Here is a 19,521-nt window from a genome sequence, read left to right on the forward strand (position 1 = left end):
CCCTACCTGCTGCACACTAGACCTCTTGCAGATTAGGTTGAGGTTGAGTTGCCAAAGAACCCCAAGATAGGAAAATATCAGGACATAGCAATAACGAAAAAGCGTCCTGATGATGAACTATATAATAGCGCAAACCCTACCTGCTGCACACTTTAAGCGTCGATTTGGTATCGAGACTAATACGTTCAAAGCAATTGTGAAAGTGCTTAAACCAGAGTGGCGAGCAACGCCAACACCTGGAGCCAAGCCTAAACTCGGACTAGAAGACCGCATATTGGTTGCCTTCGAGTATTGGCGGGAATATCGCACCTACTTTCACATCGCCACTAGTTGGGGCATCAGCGAGTCTACAGTTTGTCGAATAGTGCATTGGGTAGAGGAGACTTTAATCCGCTCACGTCGCTTTCGACTACCTGGGAAGCGCCAGTTGGTGCGGGGCTTTGGGATACCTACAGTCGCGACGTTGATGTGACTGAAACTCGCATTGAGCGTCCTAAGCGGCACCAACGTGCCTTTTATAGCGGCAAACAGAAAGGGCACACGCTCAAATGTCAACTCATAATTGACGCTCTTACTGGGCAGATTATCTGTACGTTTTTCGGCAAGGGGCGACGGCATGATTTCAAGCTGTTCAAAGCTTCTGGCATCCATTTCCATCCTCAAACCGAGAGTTTGCAGGACAAGGGTTATCAAGGCATCCAGAAACTGCATCTCTACTGCCGCTTACCCCACAAGAAACCGAAAGGTGGTCAGCTTACGCCTGAGCAGAAAGCGTTCAACCGCCAACTTGCGCGCCAACGGGTTGGCATTGAGCATGTTAATCGCCGCTTGAAGATCTTCCGCATCTTATCTGGACGCTATCGCAATCGTCGTCACCGCTTTGGTTTGCGTTGCAATCTAATTGCTGGTCTCTACAATTTTGAACGCTCTCAAGGCTCCTCAGTTGGCTAATTTGCAAGAGGTCTACTTTAAGCGTCGATTTGGTATCGAGACTAATACGTTCAAAGCAATTGTGAAAGTGCTTAAACCAGAGTGGCGAGCAACGCCAACACCTGGAGCCAAGCCTAAACTCGGACTAGAAGACCGCATATTGGTTGCCTTCGAGTATTGGCGGGAATATCGCACCTACTTTCACATCGCCACTAGTTGGGGCATCAGCGAGTCTACAGTTTGTCGAATAGTGCATTGGGTAGAGGAGACTTTAATCCGCTCACGTCGCTTTCGACTACCTGGGAAGCGCCAGTTGGTGCGGGGCTTTGGGATACCTACAGTCGCGACGTTGATGTGACTGAAACTCGCATTGAGCGTCCTAAGCGGCACCAACGTGCCTTTTATAGCGGCAAACAGAAAGGGCACACGCTCAAATGTCAACTCATAATTGACGCTCTTACTGGGCAGATTATCTGTACGTTTTTCGGCAAGGGGCGACGGCATGATTTCAAGCTGTTCAAAGCTTCTGGCATCCATTTCCATCCTCAAACCGAGAGTTTGCAGGACAAGGGTTATCAAGGCATCCAGAAACTGCATCTCTACTGCCGCTTACCCCACAAGAAACCGAAAGGTGGTCAGCTTACGCCTGAGCAGAAAGCGTTCAACCGCCAACTTGCGCGCCAACGGGTTGGCATTGAGCATGTTAATCGCCGCTTGAAGATCTTCCGCATCTTATCTGGACGCTATCGCAATCGTCGTCACCGCTTTGGTTTGCGTTGCAATCTAATTGCTGGTCTCTACAATTTTGAACGCTCTCAAGGCTCCTCAGTTGGCTAATTTGCAAGAGGTCTATTATCAAATTCCTGAATTTAACAGCTATGACCTGAGGTGGACCCCAAAAACTGGACAGGGGGTTAAGCTCTGAACCACACAAAATAATGATAGGAGTAGTTCATGAGTAACAAACGCAAGCAGTACAATCCGCAATTCAAAGCGAAAGTTGCCCTGGAAGCGATTCGGGGCGAGAAGACCATCTCGGAATTGGTAAGTCAGTATGAAGTTCATGCAACGCTGATTAACAACTGGAAACGACAGTTGCTGGATGAAGCCATTAGCCTGTTTGAGAAAAGTAGTGGGGCGCATAAAGCTGATGAGAGCCAACAAGCCGAGATTGACGAGTTATATCGTCAGATCGGACAGTTGAAGGTAGAACGGGATTTTTTAGCCAACAGGTCAGCACAGTTGGGGTTGAAGAACGCAAAGCCCTGGTAGTGTCTGACCATTGTGAACTGAGTATGGTGCGGCAATGCCAATTGCTAGGGATTGCTCGTTCCAGCTTCTACTATCAACCGCAAGCACCCACAGAGGAAGAGTTGAGATTGTTAAAGCTGATTGACCAGCAATACTTAGAAACACCATTTTATGGTAGTCGTCGCATGACCGTAGTGCTGCGCCAACAAGGTCATGAGGTGAATCGCAAACGGGTACAACGGTTGATGCGTCAGTTGGGGATAGCAGCGATTTATCCCAAGCCCCGTTTAAGCCAGGCACATCCAGAGCATCAGGTATATCCCTATCTGCTGCGTGGATTAGCTATTACCGACGCCAATCAGGTCTGGTGTACTGATATCACCTATTTGCCAGTACTGAAAGGGCATTTCTATCTCGTGGCAATGATGGACTGGTACAGTCGGAAAGTCTTGTCTTGGCGGATTTCAAACACCTTAGAAGTAAGGTTTTGCATTGAAGCCTTGCAGGAGGCAATTGCTCAGTATGGCAGTCCTGAGATTTTTAACTCGGATCGAGGCAGTCAGTTTACCGCAAATGCCTTTACAGGATGTCTGAAAGCCTCTGGAGTGCAAATCAGCATGGATGGGCGTGGACGGTTTTACGACAACATTTTCATCGAACGGTTGTGGCGATCGCTGAAATACGAGTTGATTTACTTAATCGCTTTCGAAGATGGTATTCATTTGAATAAGGAAGTACGAAAATGGTTTAATTGGTATAGCGGTTTTCATCTGAAAACGAGAAGGGGGTTTGGGGCGTTGCCCCCAAGAAGGGGTTTCACCCCTTCACCCCGTCAATAAAACCTGTTCTCAATTGAAAAACGCTATATAATCAAGAGCGTCCGCATCAAGCATTGAATTATCGCACCCCAGAACTTGTTTACTGGGAAAGGCTTTCAGGTAGTGTCTCCACTGGAGAATCATTTCCTAAAACCACTTGATGAGGAAATTAGAGATCTCAATTTCTCAGAGCTTAGAGATCCCTCAAAGTTGTTCAGGCGATTGGAGCCACTTCACATGTTGCGGTCTCCTTGATTTTTGTGATTCTAGACCGCTTACACAAAATTCTGATCAGTCTCTTTCCTAAAACCACTTGATGAGGAAATTAGAGATCTCAATTTCTCAGAGCTTAGAGATCCCTCAAAGTTGTTCAGGCGATTGGGTCCACTTCAGACTTACTGATTTTCCTGTAACCAGCGATCGCCTTTAAATGTCATTAGGATTTACCCCAAGCGATCTGAGGTATGCTGCTAGTCTTTCCTTTTCTTGACGTTCTTGGATGGAGATCGCTTCGGCTTGTTCTTTAGCTAGTTTTTCTTGTAGGGCGATCTTATGATCTTGAATGGCGATCGCTTTTATGATTGTGAACAGCGATCGCATAGATTGCCATGAGATTTTATGACTAATTCTGCAACCAAGTTACAAGATCGTCGGTGAGATTACTTTTAACATTGCCTTACAGACTTTTGCTCATCCTCTTTATCCAGGGTTTTCCTAACTCGTTCTGACTTGCGTTGGCAAATTTCCAGTCCTAGCCTAGCGTTAAGCGCAGCCAACTCCAGGTTTAATTCTTTCAGTTCTAAGCGCGATCGCCTTAAATTAGCTAGACCGCGATCGCGCGTTTCAGGATTTGGAATACGTGGTTGCTCGATCATGACAAATTCCAGTCAACTATTGCCTCTTGGATGCTACGTTCTAAAGCAGGAATTCTTGCTTGAAACCGAGGAATCATCCTTGCCATCAAATTTAGCATATCAGCAGAAGCAAAAGGTTGAGCTTGTGAAACTTGGATCTGAAATGTCGATAACTGAGTAAATGACGAAATTGACTCCTCTACAACATTTTGCAGTTCCTCAAGGTATGGCTGCGTTGCTTCTGTCTCCCCAAAGGTCTCAAACAATATAAACTCAGTTGCTGTTGCTCGATCGACAATTTCTAAAAATTGGCGTTTTAACAACCAGATAGTTTCGATAGTCTCTTCAGGAATCTTAGCCATCTATGAATCTTGCGCGATCTCACTTCTTTGTAAACTTTACCCGCATAGCGATCGCTCGGCAAAAAATCCACTAACTTGGATTCAGATCCTGACCTAGTGGTGACAATTCGGCCAGGCAAGATGGTGTTTCTGCAACGATTTCGTTCCGAATGCGTTCCGACGCCTCATCTCTGAAACCAATGCATCAGGAGCAACCCGCACCTATACTTACGATGCCGCAGGCAACCGCACGGGCATCAGCGATCGCATTTTAGTTTTCGGTCAGCCAGCGATCGCCATCAAGGAATATTTGCAGAGCGATCGCTGTTTTTATGGGATAAACTTTTTGGAATAGCGATCGCTTCATCAAATTTCATTAGGATTTATGCCCAAAGACCGCAAGTAAGCAGCAAGTCTCTCTTTTTCTTGACGTTCTTGTTGGGCGATCGCTTCAGCTTCTTGTTTAGCTAAATTTGCTTGAATGGCGATCGCTTCAGCTTCTTGTTTAGCTATACGCTCTTGTAATTTTTCTTGACGTTCTTGGGTGGCGATCGCTTCGGCTTGTTGTTTAGCTAAACGTTCTTGTAATTTTTCTTGACGTTCTTGTTCGGCAATCGCTTCAGCTTGTTGTTTAGCCAGTTCAGCTTGCTCTTTCGCCAATTTTTCTTGGGCTGCACGTTCTGAATCTGTCGGGTATTTTACGCCAGAGCGATCGTACCAATACAGCCAATCGCGTTCCCAATCCCCTCGCATCCCTTGCTCGTAGCCAATCCCCAACCCAATTTCATTCAGCCATACCATGCGTCCCCCGTCTGGCAGGATCGCCAAGGGCATCAACTCATACTTGCCATCAACTAACTTGTATACGTCCATGAATTGACGTTTTTTGTACGGTCTTTTGCCACTAAACGGGTTGTAAATTACATAGTACAAAACCCCTAAATCCTGATACTTGGTGACCTTGTCATCGTATTCCCCGTTATAGGTCTTAGAAACTACTTCTAAAACTAAAATCGGTACCTTCTCCTGCCACAGCGGATAACTAGAGCGTCCATCTTTATCCGGTCTTCGTTGCGCCACACCCAAAGCCAGAAAACCATCAGGCACAATTGCCTTGGAATTTTCAGGCTGTTCGAGGTCAGGTTCGTAGTAGACACCCATATCAACACCCCAATACCAGTCCGAGCGATCGCGCCAAATCCACCGCAGTATCTCTAGCAGGATATTGGGGGTATCGTTCTGGAGTTCGTTATCCACGGGAGTGTCATCGGAGTCGGGCAGTTCTGCGGCTGTAGGCAAGCGGAGTTGTTCAGAGGCTAGAGTAGTCATAGGTTTCTGCCACTCTTAGTTACATTAGCTTCATTCTGCCATAGTTCTGGCTGTAGTGACCGTATCTGCAGGCGATTTCGTGCCGAAAGCGTTCCGCCGCCTCATCTCTGAAACCAACGCCTACGGAGCAAATCGTACCTACACCTATGACGCACAGGGTAACCGCACGGGCATCACAGACCGCAATGGCAAAACCCGCCGCTTCACCTACGACCCCCTCAATCGCCTCACGACCGAGACATGGGTGGGAACGGGACGTACCACCACTTCCACTTACGATGCGACAGGACAGCTAACCAACATTAGCGATCCAGATGCCACCTACGCTTACAACTACGACCCCAACGGGCGCTTGCTCTCAGTCAACAATGCTGGCACGGCGGGTAGTCCGAACGTCCTGATGACATACGGTTACGACGCGACAGGCAATAGACCTCTTGCAGATTAGGTTGAGGTTGAGTTGCCAAAGAACCCCAAGATAGGAAAATATCAGGACATAGCAATAACGAAAAAGCGTCCTGATGATGAACTATATAATAGCGCAAACCCTACCTGCTGCACACTTTAAGCGTCGATTTGGTATCGAGACTAATACGTTCAAAGCAATTGTGAAAGTGCTTAAACCAGAGTGGCGAGCAACGCCAACACCTGGAGCCAAGCCTAAACTCGGACTAGAAGACCGCATATTGGTTGCCTTCGAGTATTGGCGGGAATATCGCACCTACTTTCACATCGCCACTAGTTGGGGCATCAGCGAGTCTACAGTTTGTCGAATAGTGCATTGGGTAGAGGAGACTTTAATCCGCTCACGTCGCTTTCGACTACCTGGGAAGCGCCAGTTGGTGCGGGGCTTTGGGATACCTACAGTCGCGATCGTTGATGTGACTGAAACTCGCATTGAGCGTCCTAAGCGGCACCAACGTGCCTTTTATAGCGGCAAACAGAAAGGGCACACGCTCAAATGTCAACTCATAATTGACGCTCTTACTGGGCAGATTATCTGTACGTTTTTCGGCAAGGGGCGACGGCATGATTTCAAGCTGTTCAAAGCTTCTGGCATCCATTTCCATCCTCAAACCGAGAGTTTGCAGGACAAGGGTTATCAAGGCATCCAGAAACTGCATCTCTACTGCCGCTTACCCCACAAGAAACCGAAAGGTGGTCAGCTTACGCCTGAGCAGAAAGCGTTCAACCGCCAACTTGCGCGCCAACGGGTTGGCATTGAGCATGTTAATCGCCGCTTGAAGATCTTCCGCATCTTATCTGGACGCTATCGCAATCGTCGTCACCGCTTTGGTTTGCGTTGCAATCTAATTGCTGGTCTCTACAATTTTGAACGCTCTCAAGGCTCCTCAGTTGGCTAATTTGCAAGAGGTCTAATTTATTCTCGTCTAAAAACTCATAAATGCAAGCATACACCTCCGAAATTTCTTGCAGAAACCCATTAAATAAATGACAGTTGGTAGTACGATTAGCATCGATCGCACCTCTAAATTCATTCTGGATAAGATCGGCTCGGTTGCAGAGCGCTTGACAATTTTCACGATCGATTACCTGAAGGATAAGTGGGATAGAATCCAGATGGAAGGCCGAAGATAGCGTTTACAGCTTCCTGCGATCGCGCCATCAAATTCTGGAATTCAGGGCGATCGCGGATTAGATCGAATCGCGGCTCGCCAGCCACGATGTCGTGATAAGGCCATATCGAATTGGACTTTTTGGTAGCGATAATTTCTATAGCTTGAGTGAGATTGGCGATTGCATCCTCAGCCTTATCCTGGATAGCGCAGAGCAACGCTTTGCCGTAGAAAGATGGGTGGTGATTGACATCGATGGCAAGACCGCGATCGTAGCTAATCAGAGCTTCATCATAGCGATGCAGTTCTACCAGAATGCTGCCGTGATGGTAATGAGCATAGGGTTCGGGCAGGAGTGCGATCGCGCGATCGTAGCTTTCTAGAGCTTCTTCGTAGCGTTTCAGCGATTTCAACGACCAGGCGCGGTTGAACCAGGCATCGCGATCTTCGGGTTTGAGTGCCAGCAGCCGCTCGTAGTCCGATACCGCCTCAGTGTAGCGTTCCAGTTTGAGAAAGGCATAGGCGCGATGTTCTAACTGCGTCGCGGGATCGGCACCGAGATCTAGGGCTTTAGAAAGTACGATAATCGCAGCGGTGTAGCTGTCATCGTTGTTGCAGATCAACTTGTTGCCCCAATGGCTCCAGAGTGCAGGTTCGGTCAACCATTGCGCCACATTCTGTAACTCCTCAGAGTTAAAATTACCCTCCAGGTAATGACAGATGAAAGCTTCTTCAAATCGTTCCAGTTCGATCGCCGCCACACCGCGCTTGTAATTAATCCATTCTAGTTGCTGGGTTCCTATGGTAGCAACCGCAGCCGCCCGTGTGTAACTCGCGATCGCATCTTCATAACGTTGTAAGCGGAACAGGGTATCGCCCCGTTTGCACCAGGCATCGCTCGCTAGCGAATCGTCTGAGAGAGAATGCTCTAGGGCGCGATCGAAAGCAGCGATCGCATCGTCATAGCATTTCAAAGCACGTAGCGCCAAGCCGTGCAAAATCCAAATTTTGGCATTACGTTCGTCGAGCGCGATCGCGCGATCGCAACTGGCAAGTACGTCATTGTAGCGGCCTAGCTCGAATAGTGAAGTACCGCGATCGAGCCATACTTCAGCGAGATCGGGCTGGATCGCCAGGGCGCGGTCGTAGAATTGAACTGCTGCCGCCCGATCCTCTTGTTTGGAAGATTCCTTCCCTCTGGCATACCACGCTTCCCAGTCGTCGGGATGCGCCTGCGTTCTTTCTTCTAGTTGTTTAATTTGAATCTTTTGCCGTAATTGCTTGGCGCGACTGTGACTGTCGCTACCACCATATTGGAGCGATCGCTCGTAACTCTCTAAAGCTTCTTCATCTCGCCCCAGTTGTTCGAGGGCAATGCCGCGACCGCGATAGGCTCTCAATCTTTGCGTGCCGTCTGTTTCTGGTGCTAGGAATAGGACGCGATTGTAGGAGTTCAAAGCATCTTGAGGTCGGCTCAAATTCCACAACAATAGAGATGCGCGTTTATTCCAATTGATGTAGTCTTCAGGAACCAGTTCCAAAACTCGCTCCGCACTTTGATATGCCTCATCGAAGCGGCTTAGTTTTTCTAATACTTTGATACGAGTTACCCACATGTCTGGATTGTCAAGTGCCAAGGCGATCGCCCGTTCGATACTCTGCAATGCTTCAAGATAGGCATTGGTACGACCTTCCAGATTATTGTGAATGCAATCGCCCAGCCATAGCGAATGTTCCGCTCGCACCTGATGGAGTTCGGCGGTTGTAGGTGGAACTGCGAGAAGGCGATCGAAACTGGCGGCTCTCTCTCGTTCGAGCGCAGGTTTCCAAGTCAGAGAATCTTGAGCAGCGATCCAGGTATCGGAATGCTGCGGGGGTAATAGCGCCCTGCGATCGTCATTGAGAGGCAATATCAACCACATTTTAGTTAAGACAATGCCCCGCCAGCCCCACAATACCGCATTCTCAGGTTCCAGCTCCAATGCACGCTCGAACTTTAGGAAGGAATGGAGATATTCCTGATATTCCTCACTGCGAAAGGAACCTATCCCCTGTTGTAGCAGCATACGTGCGGCATCTTGATTTGCACCCATTTTCCCTCCGATTGTGAAACCCACCAAAGTAAATAGGCAGGAATTATTGTCTAGATTATGCCCAATATTGGTAGTAAATAGATCTCCTGCAATGAAGAGGTGACAAGCTCGACTTCGCATCAAAGTCCCTCTCCATGCTAAAATCCGTCAATGCGAACTGATACGATCTTCTACCAGTTATTTATCACTTTTCACTCCCTGCTGTTTGAACTACTCGGCCAACCAGTAGAGAATGCGGACGGCTATCAATTCACCTCAGTCGAGGTTAAAGAAAAAGCATTTCGCTTCGATGGCATCTTTATGCCCGACAGCGTGGAGAAACCGATTTATTTTGTGGAAGTTCAGAGCCAAAACAAGTCGGAATTTTATTGGGAACTGATTGCTGAAATTAATATCTACCTCAATCAATACAAACCAGTTCAAGATTGGCAGGCTGTCGCCATATTTGCTAAACGCAACCTGGAAACCGAGACATTGTCTGGTTATCAGCAAGAATTGATTGCCAGTGGTCGGATCGTCCGCATCTACCTTGACGAGTTGCCCCCAGGGTCAATCGCAATTAATTTGATTGAGCTAATCGTCAGTCAGGAGAAACGTGCCTCAGAACTAGTCACAGAAATAATGCAACGCACCAGGATTGAGATTACCGATGCAGCAGTTCGGCAAGGTATCATAGAATTGCTGGAGACAGTTTTAGTGTCGAAGTTTTCTAAGTTAAGTCGGCAGGAGATAGAGGCGATGTTTCAACTAAGCGATATCAGGCAAACGCGGGTATATCAAGAGGCTATGCAAGAAGGCAGGCAAGAAGGCAGGCAAGAAGGCAGGCAAGAAGGCAGGCAAGAAGGCAGGCAAGAAGGCGAAGCAAGATTGTTACTGCGTCTGTTTTCCAAACGTTTTGGCAAGCTGAGCGATCGCTATATCCAAGCGATCGATAATCTCGAACTCGAACAACTAGAAGATTTGGGTGAAGCAATGCTAGATTTTGAGAATATCTCTGATTTAGATCGTTGGTTAGAGGGGTAGTGTTTCAGACTTGTTGCTACTGTTCAGGTACCCCTTGTACAGCAGGGTATCTAGATGAGGTGTCCACACTTTTGCAACACTACCGGGATTTGCTCGGAAATAAAATAATAGCGGCGCGTTACGGCTAGCGCCTAACACGCCCCCTAGAGGAGGGACACTATTTGTTAGCAATTCCCTAACTGCTAAGGTAATTGATGCGAAAAATGTTAGGATCGACATACTGAAGCCTGGCTGGAGGTAAGATAGTGACTGTTGCAACTCAAAAGTTATTAACCTTCGAGGAATTTCTCAACTACGATGACGGTACTGATGCATTGTACGAACTAGAGAATGGGGAGTTGATTGACATGTCTGCTGAAAGCGAAATAAATCGACGAATTGCAGTATTTCTGCTGATTTATTTTAGCCAGCTAGGAATTTCTCCCAGTCGCTTGACAATGAAGACTGAGGTGGTAGTGAGCAGCACGCGTTTATCAGTGCGCGTACCCGATCTACTGATTCTATCCGAGGAACTGGCGATCGCGCTTGAAGGAGCCAGTCGTTCGATTATCCTAATAGATATGCCACCCCCATCGTTAGTAGTGGAAGTAGTAAGCCCGAACCAGGAGAAGCGCGATTATCGTTACAAACGGTCTGAGTATGCGGCAAGGGGAATTAAAGAATACTGGATTATCGATCCAATTCAGCAACAGGTAGTCGTATTGGAATGGGTGGAGGGACTGTATGAGGAGCATGTATATACTGACGAGCAAAGACTCATCTCGCCATTGTTGAGCGGTCTGGTGACAGAAGGTCGATTGGAATTGACTGCTGCCCAAATCCTGAAAGGAAGTTAGCATAGCGACTCGAGCAATGCGGTAGCCCTAACCAAGTAAGGATGAATTACAATCTGAGAAATCCTGTGTTCGTCACTTCAAAAAGACAAATCTGCCATTATTCCCATCCGCATCCATCTTTATCTGCGCTACGTAAAAATTCTTTTGCAGCACCTCTCCTTCTGGTGTGAAGGCAATCTCTCCGAGGGGAGTATTGTAAGTGCCTTTCAGAAGTTGCTCGTTCAAAGCCGTCCGCAAGTCCGCAAGTAAGAATTGGCCGAGCTTTTGCCTGCGATCTAGCGATCGCAATGCTTCTACAAATACCTGAACGGCGGTGAAAGCCTGGGCGCTAAACTGCGGCGGTGCTTTCTGGTAGCGATCGCGATAGAGCTGGCGAAAGGCGAGATTGATTTCATTTTCGTAGTCGGGACTGTAGGCTTGCGCGATTAACACGCCATCGCACAGTGTTTTGCATACCGCGAACAGATTGGAGGTATTCAGTCCGTTGCCACCGACGATAATTCTGCCATAACCGAGTTCGCGCAACTGTCTCACCAAATTGCCCCCATCCGCTGCCAGACCAGAAATTACAATCAAATCCAGTTTGAGATCGATCGCGCTGGTGGCTTGTGTTTGGAAGTCCGTATCCGTAGTCTGAAATTTTTGCACTGTAACTAGCTGCAACCCTTGAGATTTTATTGCTTGCTGGAATATCTCTGTCTCTGAGGTCGTAAATGCATCGTTCTGCGCGTAGAATACGGCAACGCGCTGGATGTTGGGATCGAGCTTCAGAGCTGCCGCGATCGCGCTAGGAGCGACTTCGGCAATGGGAGCGGAGACGCGCGCGATATAATTCCCAATTTGCGGTATGCCCTTGGCTGTATTTGAAGCACCGATGACAGGTACCTTAGCGCGTTCGGCGACCGGATCGGCACTGAAAGCCTGCTGTGAAGATGATGGCCCCACAATTCCCACCACCGCATCTTTAACTATCAGCGTTTGAAAAGCATTAATCGCGCTCGTTTCATCGCCACCCACATCCTGAAAAATCAGCGCGATCGGCACGCCATTAATACCACCCTTCGCATTGAAATATTCGCCCGCAATTTTGGCACCCGCCACCGATTCCTGACCGAGCAGGGCAATGTTGCTGGTCTGAGCGAGGGCGATGCCAATCGGGATGTTGCCAGTTGCATTGGAGGTGGGAGAAGGGATATTGCGATCGCAAGCAATAAATAAAACCGCGCAAATTAGCGATAGCAGAATGTAAAGCGCTTGCCGTCTCAGCATGGGTTTGGTATGGGTCTAAAGCAAAGCTTGGGCGTGATGGCGGATATGATCCTCCATAAAAGTAGAGATAAAGTAGTAGCTGTGATCGTAACCCTTCTGTCGCCGCAAAATCAAGGGTTGCCCCACCTTGGCGCAGGCTTGCTCGAATATTTCGGGTTTGAGTTGTTCGTTTAGGAAGCGATCGCTCGTTCCCACATCGATGAGAATCGAGCCGTGAAACTGTCGCTCCAGAACTAATTCACTAGCATCGTAGGCACGCCAATTCTCCCGATTCTCACCGAGATAACCTGCAAGCGCCTTGTTACCCCAAGGACATTGCATGGGAGCGACAATGGGAGCAAACGCCGAAACCGAACGATAGCGATCGGGGTTGCGCAAAGCGCAAACCAGCGCTCCGTGTCCGCCCATGGAATGACCGCAAATACCTTGCCGTTCGCTCTGGATTGGAAAATTAGCAGCAATCAAAGCGGGTAATTCATCGGTAACGTAGGAATACATGTTGTAATGCGATCGCCAGGGATGTGCGGTAGCGTCAACGTAAAAACCCGCCCCCGCACCAAAATCCCAGTCATCGTCTTCGCCAGCAATACCCGTCTGGCGCGGACTGGTATCGGGCACGACAAGCATCAAACCGTACTCCGCCGCAAATTGTTGCGCTCCCGCTTTAGCCATAAAATTCTCTTCGGTACAGGTTAAACCGGAAAGAAAGTAAAGTACTGGCACGGACTGCAATTTCGCCTGCGGTGGTTGATAAATGGAGAATCTCATCTCACCGTTGCAAACCTGCGATCGATGTCGATAGAGCCCAACCGTGCCGCCATAACATTGATGCTCCGATGTTAGATTTAGAGGGATAGACATACATTTACTATTACGAGAAAGTGATAACGCTGCGAATGGATTCGCCCTTGTGCATCAGATCGAAGGCATCGTTGATTTTCTCTAGGGGCATGACGTGGGTAATCAGACTGTCGATATCGATTTTGCCATCCATGTACCAATCGACAATTTTAGGGACATCCGTACGACCCCTAGCACCGCCGAATGCCGACCCTTTCCAAACGCGACCCGTCACTAACTGAAAGGGTCGCGTACTAATTTCCTGTCCCGCCCCCGCCACGCCAATAATCACACTCACACCCCACCCTTTATGGCAGCATTCCAATGCTTGACGCATGACATGCACGTTGCCAATACATTCAAAACTGTAATCGGCACCGCCATCGGTCAAATTCACCAGATAAGGAACCAGATCGTCACCCACTTCTAACGGGTTGACGAAATGGGTCATGCCGAACTTCTCCGCCAGTTCGCGCTTGGCCGGATTGATATCCACGCCGATAATCTTATCTGCTCCCACCATGCGAGCACCCTGAATTACGTTCAGTCCGATACCGCCCAAACCGAATACCACCACGTTCGCTCCTGGTTCGACCTTCGCCGTATATATCACCGCCCCAATCCCTGTGGTAACGCCGCAGCCGATATAGCAAACCTTCTCAAATGGAGCGTCGTCGCGAATCTTGGCAAGGGCAATTTCGGGCAGCACGGTGTAGTTGGCAAAAGTAGAGGTGCCCATGTAGTGATGCAGCATTTTACCATCGAGGGAGAAGCGACTGGTGCCATCGGGCATAAGACCGCGCCCCTGCGTACTGCGAATTGCCTGACAGAGATTGGTTTTGCGACTGAGACAGAATTTGCACTGACGGCATTCTGGCGTATAGAGAGGAATGACGCGATCGCCCTCTTTGAGGCTAGTGACTCCCGCACCTACTTCTACCACCACACCCGCGCCTTCGTGACCTAAAATTGTGGGGAATAGTCCTTCGGGATCGGCTCCAGAAAGCGTAAAGGCATCGGTATGGCAAACACCCGTCGCCTTGATTTCGACCAGTACCTCTCCTGCTTTAGGCGGTTCTAGCTGCACCGTCTCAATTTTGAGCGGTTGACCTGCGCCAAAGGCAACTGCTGCTTTTACATCCATAGCCTTACTCCAGAATCGATGCTTTTGTAATTTGGGTTAAGCGATCGCGCGTAGCGATCGCTTGCTTAATTATCTACCGTGTCTGGCAGTACGATGCTTAAGGCACTATAAAATTCTCAGGGGGGCACTTAATAGGCAGCTTTGGTTTCTTTCTCTCAATTTCCGAGCTTAAGCTCTCCTAATCCCATAGCTCTTATTTCGCGATTTGTATATCGCTATTGATTTAACTTAATAAAGACGCTAGAGTAGACATGGCTTCAACAAATTTATCTACCCAGGTGTCAAATCATTTTTTGATAGCAACTCCCATCTGTCAACAGTTTTGAGGAGTTTGAGTGTAGGGGGTAAGAGAAATCACCTGGACTGGGGGCGCACTTTTGCTACCCTTAGTCGATCGTGGCGATCGCACCTCCTTATCCAAAGCTTAATCTTTTAGGTATTGACAAATTTCTTAGGGGAGGTAGGGTTTTGATAGGTAAGTTTTTGATGGATTAGATTTAGCTCTAGACATCAAATTGCTTGTTCCCTTAGTATTATTCACTATTCCGAGACTATATCTGCCTGCTCTTCCAAGATAAGTGTTCGAGAGGCTATGCGAGCCTTTGGAGAGCGATCTCATCTTTTCCATGTTCCGTCTAATCGCGATGGGGTAGGAGATCCGTTTTTGAATCTGTTTATTTGACTGTTCCATTAATGAGGAGCGGGTGGTGAAGTTCGATGTTGAGATTGATATTATCTCTAGCAATAGTTGTAACTTTATTTATTGCAGGTATCAGTCCTGTATCTGCAACGAAATACGATCCGTATAAGATGTCAGTAGCCGAGGTATTTTCTTGCTCTAACTGGCTTTGTTGCATGATTGAAAAACGGACAGATTCGCCTTGATATCTTTCTAGAATTAAGCCTCAACCTTGTAGCTATCGGGTTTAGCGATCTGAATCATGCGATTGAGCGCAGCACATTTATTGCGCTAAATCCCTACCAATCGCCTGGGTTACCGCTGTAAGATCCTCTATTTGCTCGTCAATGCGATTAGCTCGTTCGGCATTAGCTGCCTGTACTTGTTCTATCCTGGCAATCGCCTCAGCATTGGCTTTGACTAACTCATTAATTAGCCGCGATCGCAGTTACCACCGTTGCCGCAAACCGGTCTAGCGTCTCTTCCGTCCAGCGTTCGACAGTCATGACCGATCGCCTCCCATCAGTTTCCGTTGGGCTGCTTCGGTGATGACTCGCCTCAGCCATGCCGACCGATTGGGTAGCGATCGCACTAAGGCATCGATATCGCTAAACAAAGCAATACATCTAAGAGAAAACAGGCGCCGACGACCAATCTCTCTCATAATCCCGATCGATCTGAGCAATGGGATGCCAGTTCGTCACATCTTCCCACAGAGAGCGATAACCCTCCACATTAGGATGGAGTCCATCGGAACTGAGGCGAGAACGCCACCAACTTTCTCCCCGCGACATCCAAAGGTCGAAAATGTCCAAATACGGAATCTGGCGAACTGCGCAGGCACTTTTTGTCGCTTCCTTGTAACGGAACTGGTCGATATGGTTGAAATAGAAGCAGTCGAGGAAGGGCATCCTGGTTTCATCGACAGGAACCAGGCCGACAAAGAGAACGGGGCACATTTGCTTCGCCTCATCCAGCAAATTATTAATTTCTCCCTGGAAGTCATCAAAATCGGTAAAAGAACGCCCATCAGAGCGACCCAAACGCGCCGAGTCATTAATGCCAACGGACAGAATAATTAAATCGGGGACGCGGTTGCGCAGTTCGCCCCGATAACGAAATTCTTGGCCCAGCCGTTCTCTGACCTGGAAGGTACGATCGCCACGAATACCCAAATTGTAGAGGACGTGTCCGCCATCGCTGGCTGCCATCCACTGCCGACGCAGGCGCTCTACCCAACCGCCGCCTTCAGGATCGCCAAAGCCATAAACCAGGCTGTCCCCCAGCGCAACAACCTTGAGCGGTTGAGCGTAGCGATCGGCAGACCTGGCTGTAGAAGGTAGAGAAAGGGTTAGCATGGGGCAATTCATTGTAACGGGCTTTACGTAACTTTACATTTCTATATAGATGTATAAAGAGTGTACCCTAACTAGCTATTGTCAGTAAGTAATTATTCTTACAAATTATTCTTGCAAAATCGGACTAGGTCATCTGCCGCCAGTTAGAAACTCCTGCTCTACTGCATTCAGGTGTAGCAGAGGTATAGGCTTGCTAAAATGGAGCCTATCCGCCTCCAACATCGTGAGGAACGACGCTATGTATCAACAGCATCCGCGATCGCCTGCGGAATCTATGCCAACCATGTATGACTTGCCGAGCGAAGATCCGGAGGAACCTGGTTTGCCCGATGAATTCCATGACTTTCAGCCCAAGTTGCTACGCGAAACTTGTAAGCCGATCGCTTATCCACCTGAAGAAGTTTTCATTGGCGCAGATTTAAACCTCTACTACGATGGTCGCCACCCCCAGTGGTACAAGCGCCCCGACTGGTTTTTGGTACTGGGGGTGACAGCAGGCGATCGCGTTGAGAATCTGCGCTGGAGCTATGTAGTGTGGCAAGAGAGCGTAAATCCCTTTGTGGTGGTGGAATTGCTATCTCCGGGTACAGAGGATGAGGATCTGGGGTCGAAGGTGCGAGAGATTGGGAAACCACCACTGAAGTGGGAAGTGTACGAGCGGATTTTAAGGGTTCCTTTCTATGTCGTTTTCGATCGCTACGAACAGCAACTTCGCATCTTCGTATTGGAACAGGCGCGTTACCGATCTGTCGAATTAGATGAGCTGCGCTACTGGTTTGAACCATTAGAACTAGGCTTAGGTGTGTGGGCCGGTCGCTATCAGGGGATTGAAGGACAGTGGTTGCGATGGTACGACCGATCGGGCAACTGGATTCCCACAGATGCAGAACGTAGCGAACAAGCCGAACAGCAGGTACGAGAAGAAGCTCAAGCCAGACAGCAGGCCGAACGGCAGTTGCAGGAAGAAACCCAAGCTAGACAGCAGGCCGAACGGCAAGCAATAGCTGAAGCGCAGGCTCGACGAGAAGCAATTCCTCGTTTATCAGCACTGGGCTTGACTTCAGCTCAAATTGCCGAAGCTCTAGGGCTGACAGTTGCAGAGGTAGAAGCATTTTGAGGAACGGAATCGCTCGTCATGCTGAAACATTTCTAGCGATCGCTGAAGATACTCTGTCAGTTAAGATGTGCTAACCCCCAAATGTACTAAGGGAGTTGCAGGTTGATAGGATACCAATCGTAAGGGCGAACGGCCGTTCGCCCTTACAGAAGCGCATTCCCGATCGTGGTAGGTTATTTAATTGCGGATCCCTAATTATTTATGGCAATGGCTATAACTGCAAGTTTTGACAGGCTCAGACAAATCCTTGGAGTTGCATCGCTCATAGTAGGTTTAGGAATATTGGCTCCAGTCTCGGTATCGGCGCAAAACCTGGCGCGATCGCTCCAGTTAATCGCCCAGACCAATCCTCCTGGCACGCCCGTTAAACCTGTCGCTGAACCGAGCAATGAGAAGGTAAGCCGAGCTAAGTTCGATCGGGTTATGCAGTATGCGATCGCCCAAAAATTGCACCAGAAAACCATGCCCGAAATTATGCAGGCGATCGCTACTCAATTTATCGGCACGCCTTATCAAGCTGGACTGCTGGATATAACATCGAAAGAACGACTCATACTTGCCTTAGATAAGTTTGACTGCGTGCTGTTTGTAGAGGCGGTATTGGCGATCGCGCGGGGAATTGCCATTCAGGACTACAACTATGCCACCTTTGGCGAACGGATTAGCGATTTACGTTACCGCGACGGCAAACTGGATGGCTATTGCAGCCGCCTGCATTACTTTTCGGAATGGATTGCGGAGAATCAAGCACGCGGTACGGTCAAGCAAATTACGCAGGAATTAGGTGGGGTAAAAACGAACAAGTCCCTCAATTTCATGAGCAACCATCGCCAGAAATACGCTCAGTTGAAAAGCAATGAAGTATTTCAATGCATCGTCCAAGCGGAACAACAATTGGTCGATCTAGATTTTATTTACATTCCGTCCGATAAAATTAAGCAGGCTTACAGCAAGATGCAAGCTGGGGATATCGTGGCGATCGCCACTAAAGTCAAAGGTCTAGACTTCACCCACACCGGCCTGGTATATCGCAATCGCGATCGCAGTATCGGGCTAATTCACGCTTCTCCCAGCGGCGCGGTCAAAATCTCCCCCGATTTGCACGCCTACGTCAATCAGGTCAAAGAACAACAAGGTATAGTCATAGCTCGCCCCACCGATCCGCGCTAAGGCGATTCTCGCCAGGCAATATTTGGTTATTTGTCTGCCAAATGCGAGTGTAATTAGGTAAAGTGACATAAGAACTCCTGGCAGCAACTTAAAATGAGCCTTCATTCCGTCGAATTACCAACACTTGGCAATACATCGCCCATGCAGTGGCAGCGTCTTGACGGTCGCAGTTGGGATCAATTGCGTGCGGTCAGCTTCAAGAAGCACTTTACAGACATACCAGCAGGCTCGGTGTTAGCTAAATTCGGCAATACCCAACTCATTTGCACGGTATCGATTGAATCGGGAGTCCCCAAGTTTTTAGAAGATAGCGATCGCGGCTGGCTCACCGCCGAATATCGTTTTTTGCCCGGAGCGACCAAACCACGCCAACCCCGCGAACTGCAAAAGCTATCCGGGCGCACCCAAGAAATTCAGCGCCTGATCGGGCGCAGTCTCAGATCTGCCCTGGATCTCAAAGCGATCGCCAATTACACCATTACCGTTGATGTAGATGTCCTGCAAGCGGATGCAGGCACCCGCACAGGAGGCGTGACGGCTGGGTTTGTGGGCTTGCAGTTAGCCATAGATCGCCTGCTGGCGGAAGGTGTCATTACGCAGTCGCCGATTCAGCGAGCGATCGCCGCCGTGTCGGTCGGCCTGATTAACGGCGAACCATTTTTAGATCTCGACTATACCGAGGATGTGGTTGCCAGCGTCGATCTGAATGTGGTGATGGACGATCGCTTCAATTTAATTGAAATTCAGGGGACGGCAGAGTCAGAAACCTATAGCCGCCGCCAACTCAACCAAATGCTAGATCTAGCCGAAACAGGCATCAAAAGTTTACTAGCTTTGCAGCAAGCCTGATAAAGGATTTGCGAACAGCGGAAATGTTAATATTCCAGAAGCC

At 48.6% G+C, this 19,521-nt stretch carries 20 protein-coding genes; 10 read left to right on the forward strand and 10 right to left on the reverse strand.

Features of this window, described 5'->3' with window-relative positions; all coding sequences use genetic code 11:
• Positions 1–112 precede the first annotated feature (112 nt).
• The 3 genes from PSE6802_RS30070 to PSE6802_RS30080 all read left to right on the forward strand — a co-directional run bounded on the left by PSE6802_RS30070 (position 113) and on the right by PSE6802_RS30080 (position 3,020).
• Positions 113–951 (forward strand): IS5 family transposase gene (locus tag PSE6802_RS30070; RefSeq protein WP_156815411.1). Its coding sequence is split into 2 segments (ribosomal slippage): positions 113–461 and positions 461–951, totalling 840 coding nucleotides; the frame shifts between segments, so codons are not numbered across the junction.
• Positions 920–1,767 (forward strand): IS5 family transposase gene (locus tag PSE6802_RS30075; protein WP_412973436.1). Its coding sequence is split into 2 segments (ribosomal slippage): positions 920–1,277 and positions 1,277–1,767, totalling 849 coding nucleotides; the frame shifts between segments, so codons are not numbered across the junction. Before PSE6802_RS30070 ends, PSE6802_RS30075 begins: the two co-directional genes overlap by 32 nt.
• 117 nt (positions 1,768–1,884) lie before the next feature.
• Positions 1,885–3,020, forward strand: a protein-coding gene (locus tag PSE6802_RS30080) for an IS3 family transposase (protein ID WP_412973437.1) whose coding sequence is annotated in 2 segments (ribosomal slippage) — positions 1,885–2,146 and positions 2,146–3,020 — 1,137 coding nt in all. Because the reading frame shifts where the segments join, the coding sequence is not laid out codon by codon here.
• 405 nt (positions 3,021–3,425) lie between these two features.
• On the opposite strand, the gene PSE6802_RS33850 is transcribed toward PSE6802_RS30080, so the two are convergent.
• The 4 genes from PSE6802_RS33850 to PSE6802_RS0122950 all read right to left on the reverse strand — a co-directional run bounded on the left by PSE6802_RS33850 (position 3,426) and on the right by PSE6802_RS0122950 (position 5,523).
• Complete coding sequence (locus PSE6802_RS33850) at positions 3,426–3,599, reverse strand: hypothetical protein (protein ID WP_019502369.1); 174 nt, start codon at positions 3,597–3,599, stop codon at positions 3,426–3,428.
• Between the two features lie 65 nt (positions 3,600–3,664).
• On the reverse strand, positions 3,665–3,874 hold the full coding sequence (locus PSE6802_RS0122935) for a hypothetical protein (RefSeq protein ID WP_019502370.1): 210 nt from the start codon (positions 3,872–3,874) through the stop codon (positions 3,665–3,667).
• Positions 3,871–4,215, reverse strand: a complete 345-nt coding sequence (locus PSE6802_RS0122940) for a hypothetical protein (protein WP_019502371.1) — start codon at positions 4,213–4,215, stop codon at positions 3,871–3,873. Before PSE6802_RS0122940 ends, PSE6802_RS0122935 begins: the two co-directional genes overlap by 4 nt.
• Positions 4,216–4,560: 345 nt before the next feature.
• The gene (locus PSE6802_RS0122950) at positions 4,561–5,523 is read right to left on the reverse strand and encodes a Uma2 family endonuclease (protein WP_019502373.1); all 963 of its coding nucleotides are present in this window, start codon (positions 5,521–5,523) and stop codon (positions 4,561–4,563) included.
• Positions 5,524–5,578: 55 nt separating this feature from the next.
• Here PSE6802_RS0122950 and PSE6802_RS0122955 point away from each other — a divergent pair, with 55 nt between their 5' ends.
• Positions 5,579–5,971 (forward strand): RHS repeat domain-containing protein, encoded by a 393-nt coding sequence (locus PSE6802_RS0122955; RefSeq protein WP_019502374.1) that lies wholly within the window; start codon positions 5,579–5,581, stop codon positions 5,969–5,971.
• Positions 5,972–6,047: 76 nt separating this feature from the next.
• Positions 6,048–6,887: an IS5 family transposase gene (locus tag PSE6802_RS0122960; RefSeq protein WP_019498088.1), complete on the forward strand. Its 840-nt coding sequence runs from the start codon at positions 6,048–6,050 to the stop codon at positions 6,885–6,887.
• A gap of 176 nt (positions 6,888–7,063) precedes the next feature.
• Here PSE6802_RS0122960 and PSE6802_RS0122965 read toward each other — a convergent pair whose 3' ends face one another.
• Entirely contained in the window at positions 7,064–9,193 is a 2,130-nt protein-coding gene (locus tag PSE6802_RS0122965; protein WP_225902702.1) for a tetratricopeptide repeat protein, read from the reverse strand.
• Between the two features lie 150 nt (positions 9,194–9,343).
• Between PSE6802_RS0122965 and PSE6802_RS0122970 the strand changes: the two genes are divergently transcribed.
• The gene (locus tag PSE6802_RS0122970) at positions 9,344–10,216 is read left to right on the forward strand and encodes an Rpn family recombination-promoting nuclease/putative transposase (RefSeq protein WP_019502376.1); all 873 of its coding nucleotides are present in this window, start codon (positions 9,344–9,346) and stop codon (positions 10,214–10,216) included.
• Between the two features lie 245 nt (positions 10,217–10,461).
• A complete protein-coding gene (locus PSE6802_RS0122975; protein ID WP_019502377.1) occupies positions 10,462–11,052 on the forward strand; it encodes a Uma2 family endonuclease in 591 nt (196 codons plus the stop codon).
• 72 nt (positions 11,053–11,124) lie between these two features.
• On the opposite strand, the gene PSE6802_RS0122980 is transcribed toward PSE6802_RS0122975, so the two are convergent.
• The 5 genes from PSE6802_RS0122980 to PSE6802_RS0123005 all read right to left on the reverse strand — a co-directional run bounded on the left by PSE6802_RS0122980 (position 11,125) and on the right by PSE6802_RS0123005 (position 16,342).
• Positions 11,125–12,321 carry an ABC transporter substrate-binding protein gene (locus PSE6802_RS0122980; protein WP_019502378.1) on the reverse strand — a complete coding sequence of 399 codons (1,197 nt, stop codon included), beginning with the start codon at positions 12,319–12,321 and terminating at the stop codon, positions 11,125–11,127.
• A gap of 15 nt (positions 12,322–12,336) precedes the next feature.
• A complete protein-coding gene (gene fghA, locus PSE6802_RS0122985) occupies positions 12,337–13,182 on the reverse strand; it encodes an S-formylglutathione hydrolase (protein ID WP_026103492.1) in 846 nt (281 codons plus the stop codon).
• 10 nt (positions 13,183–13,192) lie between these two features.
• The gene (locus tag PSE6802_RS0122990; protein ID WP_019502380.1) at positions 13,193–14,305 is read right to left on the reverse strand and encodes an S-(hydroxymethyl)glutathione dehydrogenase/class III alcohol dehydrogenase; all 1,113 of its coding nucleotides are present in this window, start codon (positions 14,303–14,305) and stop codon (positions 13,193–13,195) included.
• A 1,107-nt stretch (positions 14,306–15,412) separates the two neighbouring features.
• Positions 15,413–15,550 (reverse strand): hypothetical protein, encoded by a 138-nt coding sequence (locus PSE6802_RS34340; protein ID WP_193372422.1) that lies wholly within the window; start codon positions 15,548–15,550, stop codon positions 15,413–15,415.
• Between the two features lie 60 nt (positions 15,551–15,610).
• Positions 15,611–16,342, reverse strand: coding sequence for a GDSL-type esterase/lipase family protein (locus PSE6802_RS0123005; RefSeq protein WP_019502383.1), 732 nt, complete (start codon positions 16,340–16,342; stop codon positions 15,611–15,613).
• A 238-nt stretch (positions 16,343–16,580) separates the two neighbouring features.
• Here PSE6802_RS0123005 and PSE6802_RS30085 point away from each other — a divergent pair, with 238 nt between their 5' ends.
• The 3 genes from PSE6802_RS30085 (at position 16,581) to rph (ending at position 19,478) form a co-directional block, all read left to right on the forward strand.
• Positions 16,581–17,459 (forward strand): Uma2 family endonuclease, encoded by an 879-nt coding sequence (locus PSE6802_RS30085; protein WP_019502384.1) that lies wholly within the window; start codon positions 16,581–16,583, stop codon positions 17,457–17,459.
• Positions 17,460–17,666: 207 nt separating this feature from the next.
• A complete protein-coding gene (locus PSE6802_RS0123015) occupies positions 17,667–18,629 on the forward strand; it encodes an N-acetylmuramoyl-L-alanine amidase-like domain-containing protein (protein ID WP_202950722.1) in 963 nt (320 codons plus the stop codon).
• A gap of 141 nt (positions 18,630–18,770) precedes the next feature.
• Positions 18,771–19,478, forward strand: a complete 708-nt coding sequence (gene rph / locus PSE6802_RS0123020) for a ribonuclease PH (RefSeq protein WP_026103493.1) — start codon at positions 18,771–18,773, stop codon at positions 19,476–19,478.
• Positions 19,479–19,521 lie beyond the last annotated feature (43 nt).

Origin of the sequence: Pseudanabaena sp. PCC 6802 (assembly GCF_000332175.1) — a bacterium.
Lineage (GTDB): Bacteria > Cyanobacteriota > Cyanobacteriia > Pseudanabaenales > Pseudanabaenaceae > PCC-6802.

Coding starts and splice junctions, on each gene's coding strand:
- PSE6802_RS33850 (WP_019502369.1), bottom strand. CDS start 3,599: ATGCGATCGCTGTTCACAATCATAAAAGCGATCGCCATTCAAGATCAT.
- PSE6802_RS0122935 (WP_019502370.1), bottom strand. CDS start 3,874: ATGATCGAGCAACCACGTATTCCAAATCCTGAAACGCGCGATCGCGGT.
- PSE6802_RS0122940 (WP_019502371.1), bottom strand. CDS start 4,215: ATGGCTAAGATTCCTGAAGAGACTATCGAAACTATCTGGTTGTTAAAA.
- PSE6802_RS0122950 (WP_019502373.1), bottom strand. CDS start 5,523: ATGACTACTCTAGCCTCTGAACAACTCCGCTTGCCTACAGCCGCAGAA.
- PSE6802_RS0122960 (WP_019498088.1), top strand. CDS start 6,048: ATGAACTATATAATAGCGCAAACCCTACCTGCTGCACACTTTAAGCGT.
- PSE6802_RS0122965 (WP_225902702.1), bottom strand. CDS start 9,193: ATGGGTGCAAATCAAGATGCCGCACGTATGCTGCTACAACAGGGGATA.
- PSE6802_RS0122970 (WP_019502376.1), top strand. CDS start 9,344: ATGCGAACTGATACGATCTTCTACCAGTTATTTATCACTTTTCACTCC.
- PSE6802_RS0122980 (WP_019502378.1), bottom strand. CDS start 12,321: ATGCTGAGACGGCAAGCGCTTTACATTCTGCTATCGCTAATTTGCGCG.
- fghA (WP_026103492.1), bottom strand. CDS start 13,182: ATGTCTATCCCTCTAAATCTAACATCGGAGCATCAATGTTATGGCGGC.
- PSE6802_RS0122990 (WP_019502380.1), bottom strand. CDS start 14,305: ATGGATGTAAAAGCAGCAGTTGCCTTTGGCGCAGGTCAACCGCTCAAA.
- PSE6802_RS34340 (WP_193372422.1), bottom strand. CDS start 15,550: ATGGCTGAGGCGAGTCATCACCGAAGCAGCCCAACGGAAACTGATGGG.
- PSE6802_RS0123005 (WP_019502383.1), bottom strand. CDS start 16,342: ATGCTAACCCTTTCTCTACCTTCTACAGCCAGGTCTGCCGATCGCTAC.
- PSE6802_RS30085 (WP_019502384.1), top strand. CDS start 16,581: ATGTATCAACAGCATCCGCGATCGCCTGCGGAATCTATGCCAACCATG.
- PSE6802_RS0123015 (WP_202950722.1), top strand. CDS start 17,667: ATGGCTATAACTGCAAGTTTTGACAGGCTCAGACAAATCCTTGGAGTT.
- rph (WP_026103493.1), top strand. CDS start 18,771: ATGCAGTGGCAGCGTCTTGACGGTCGCAGTTGGGATCAATTGCGTGCG.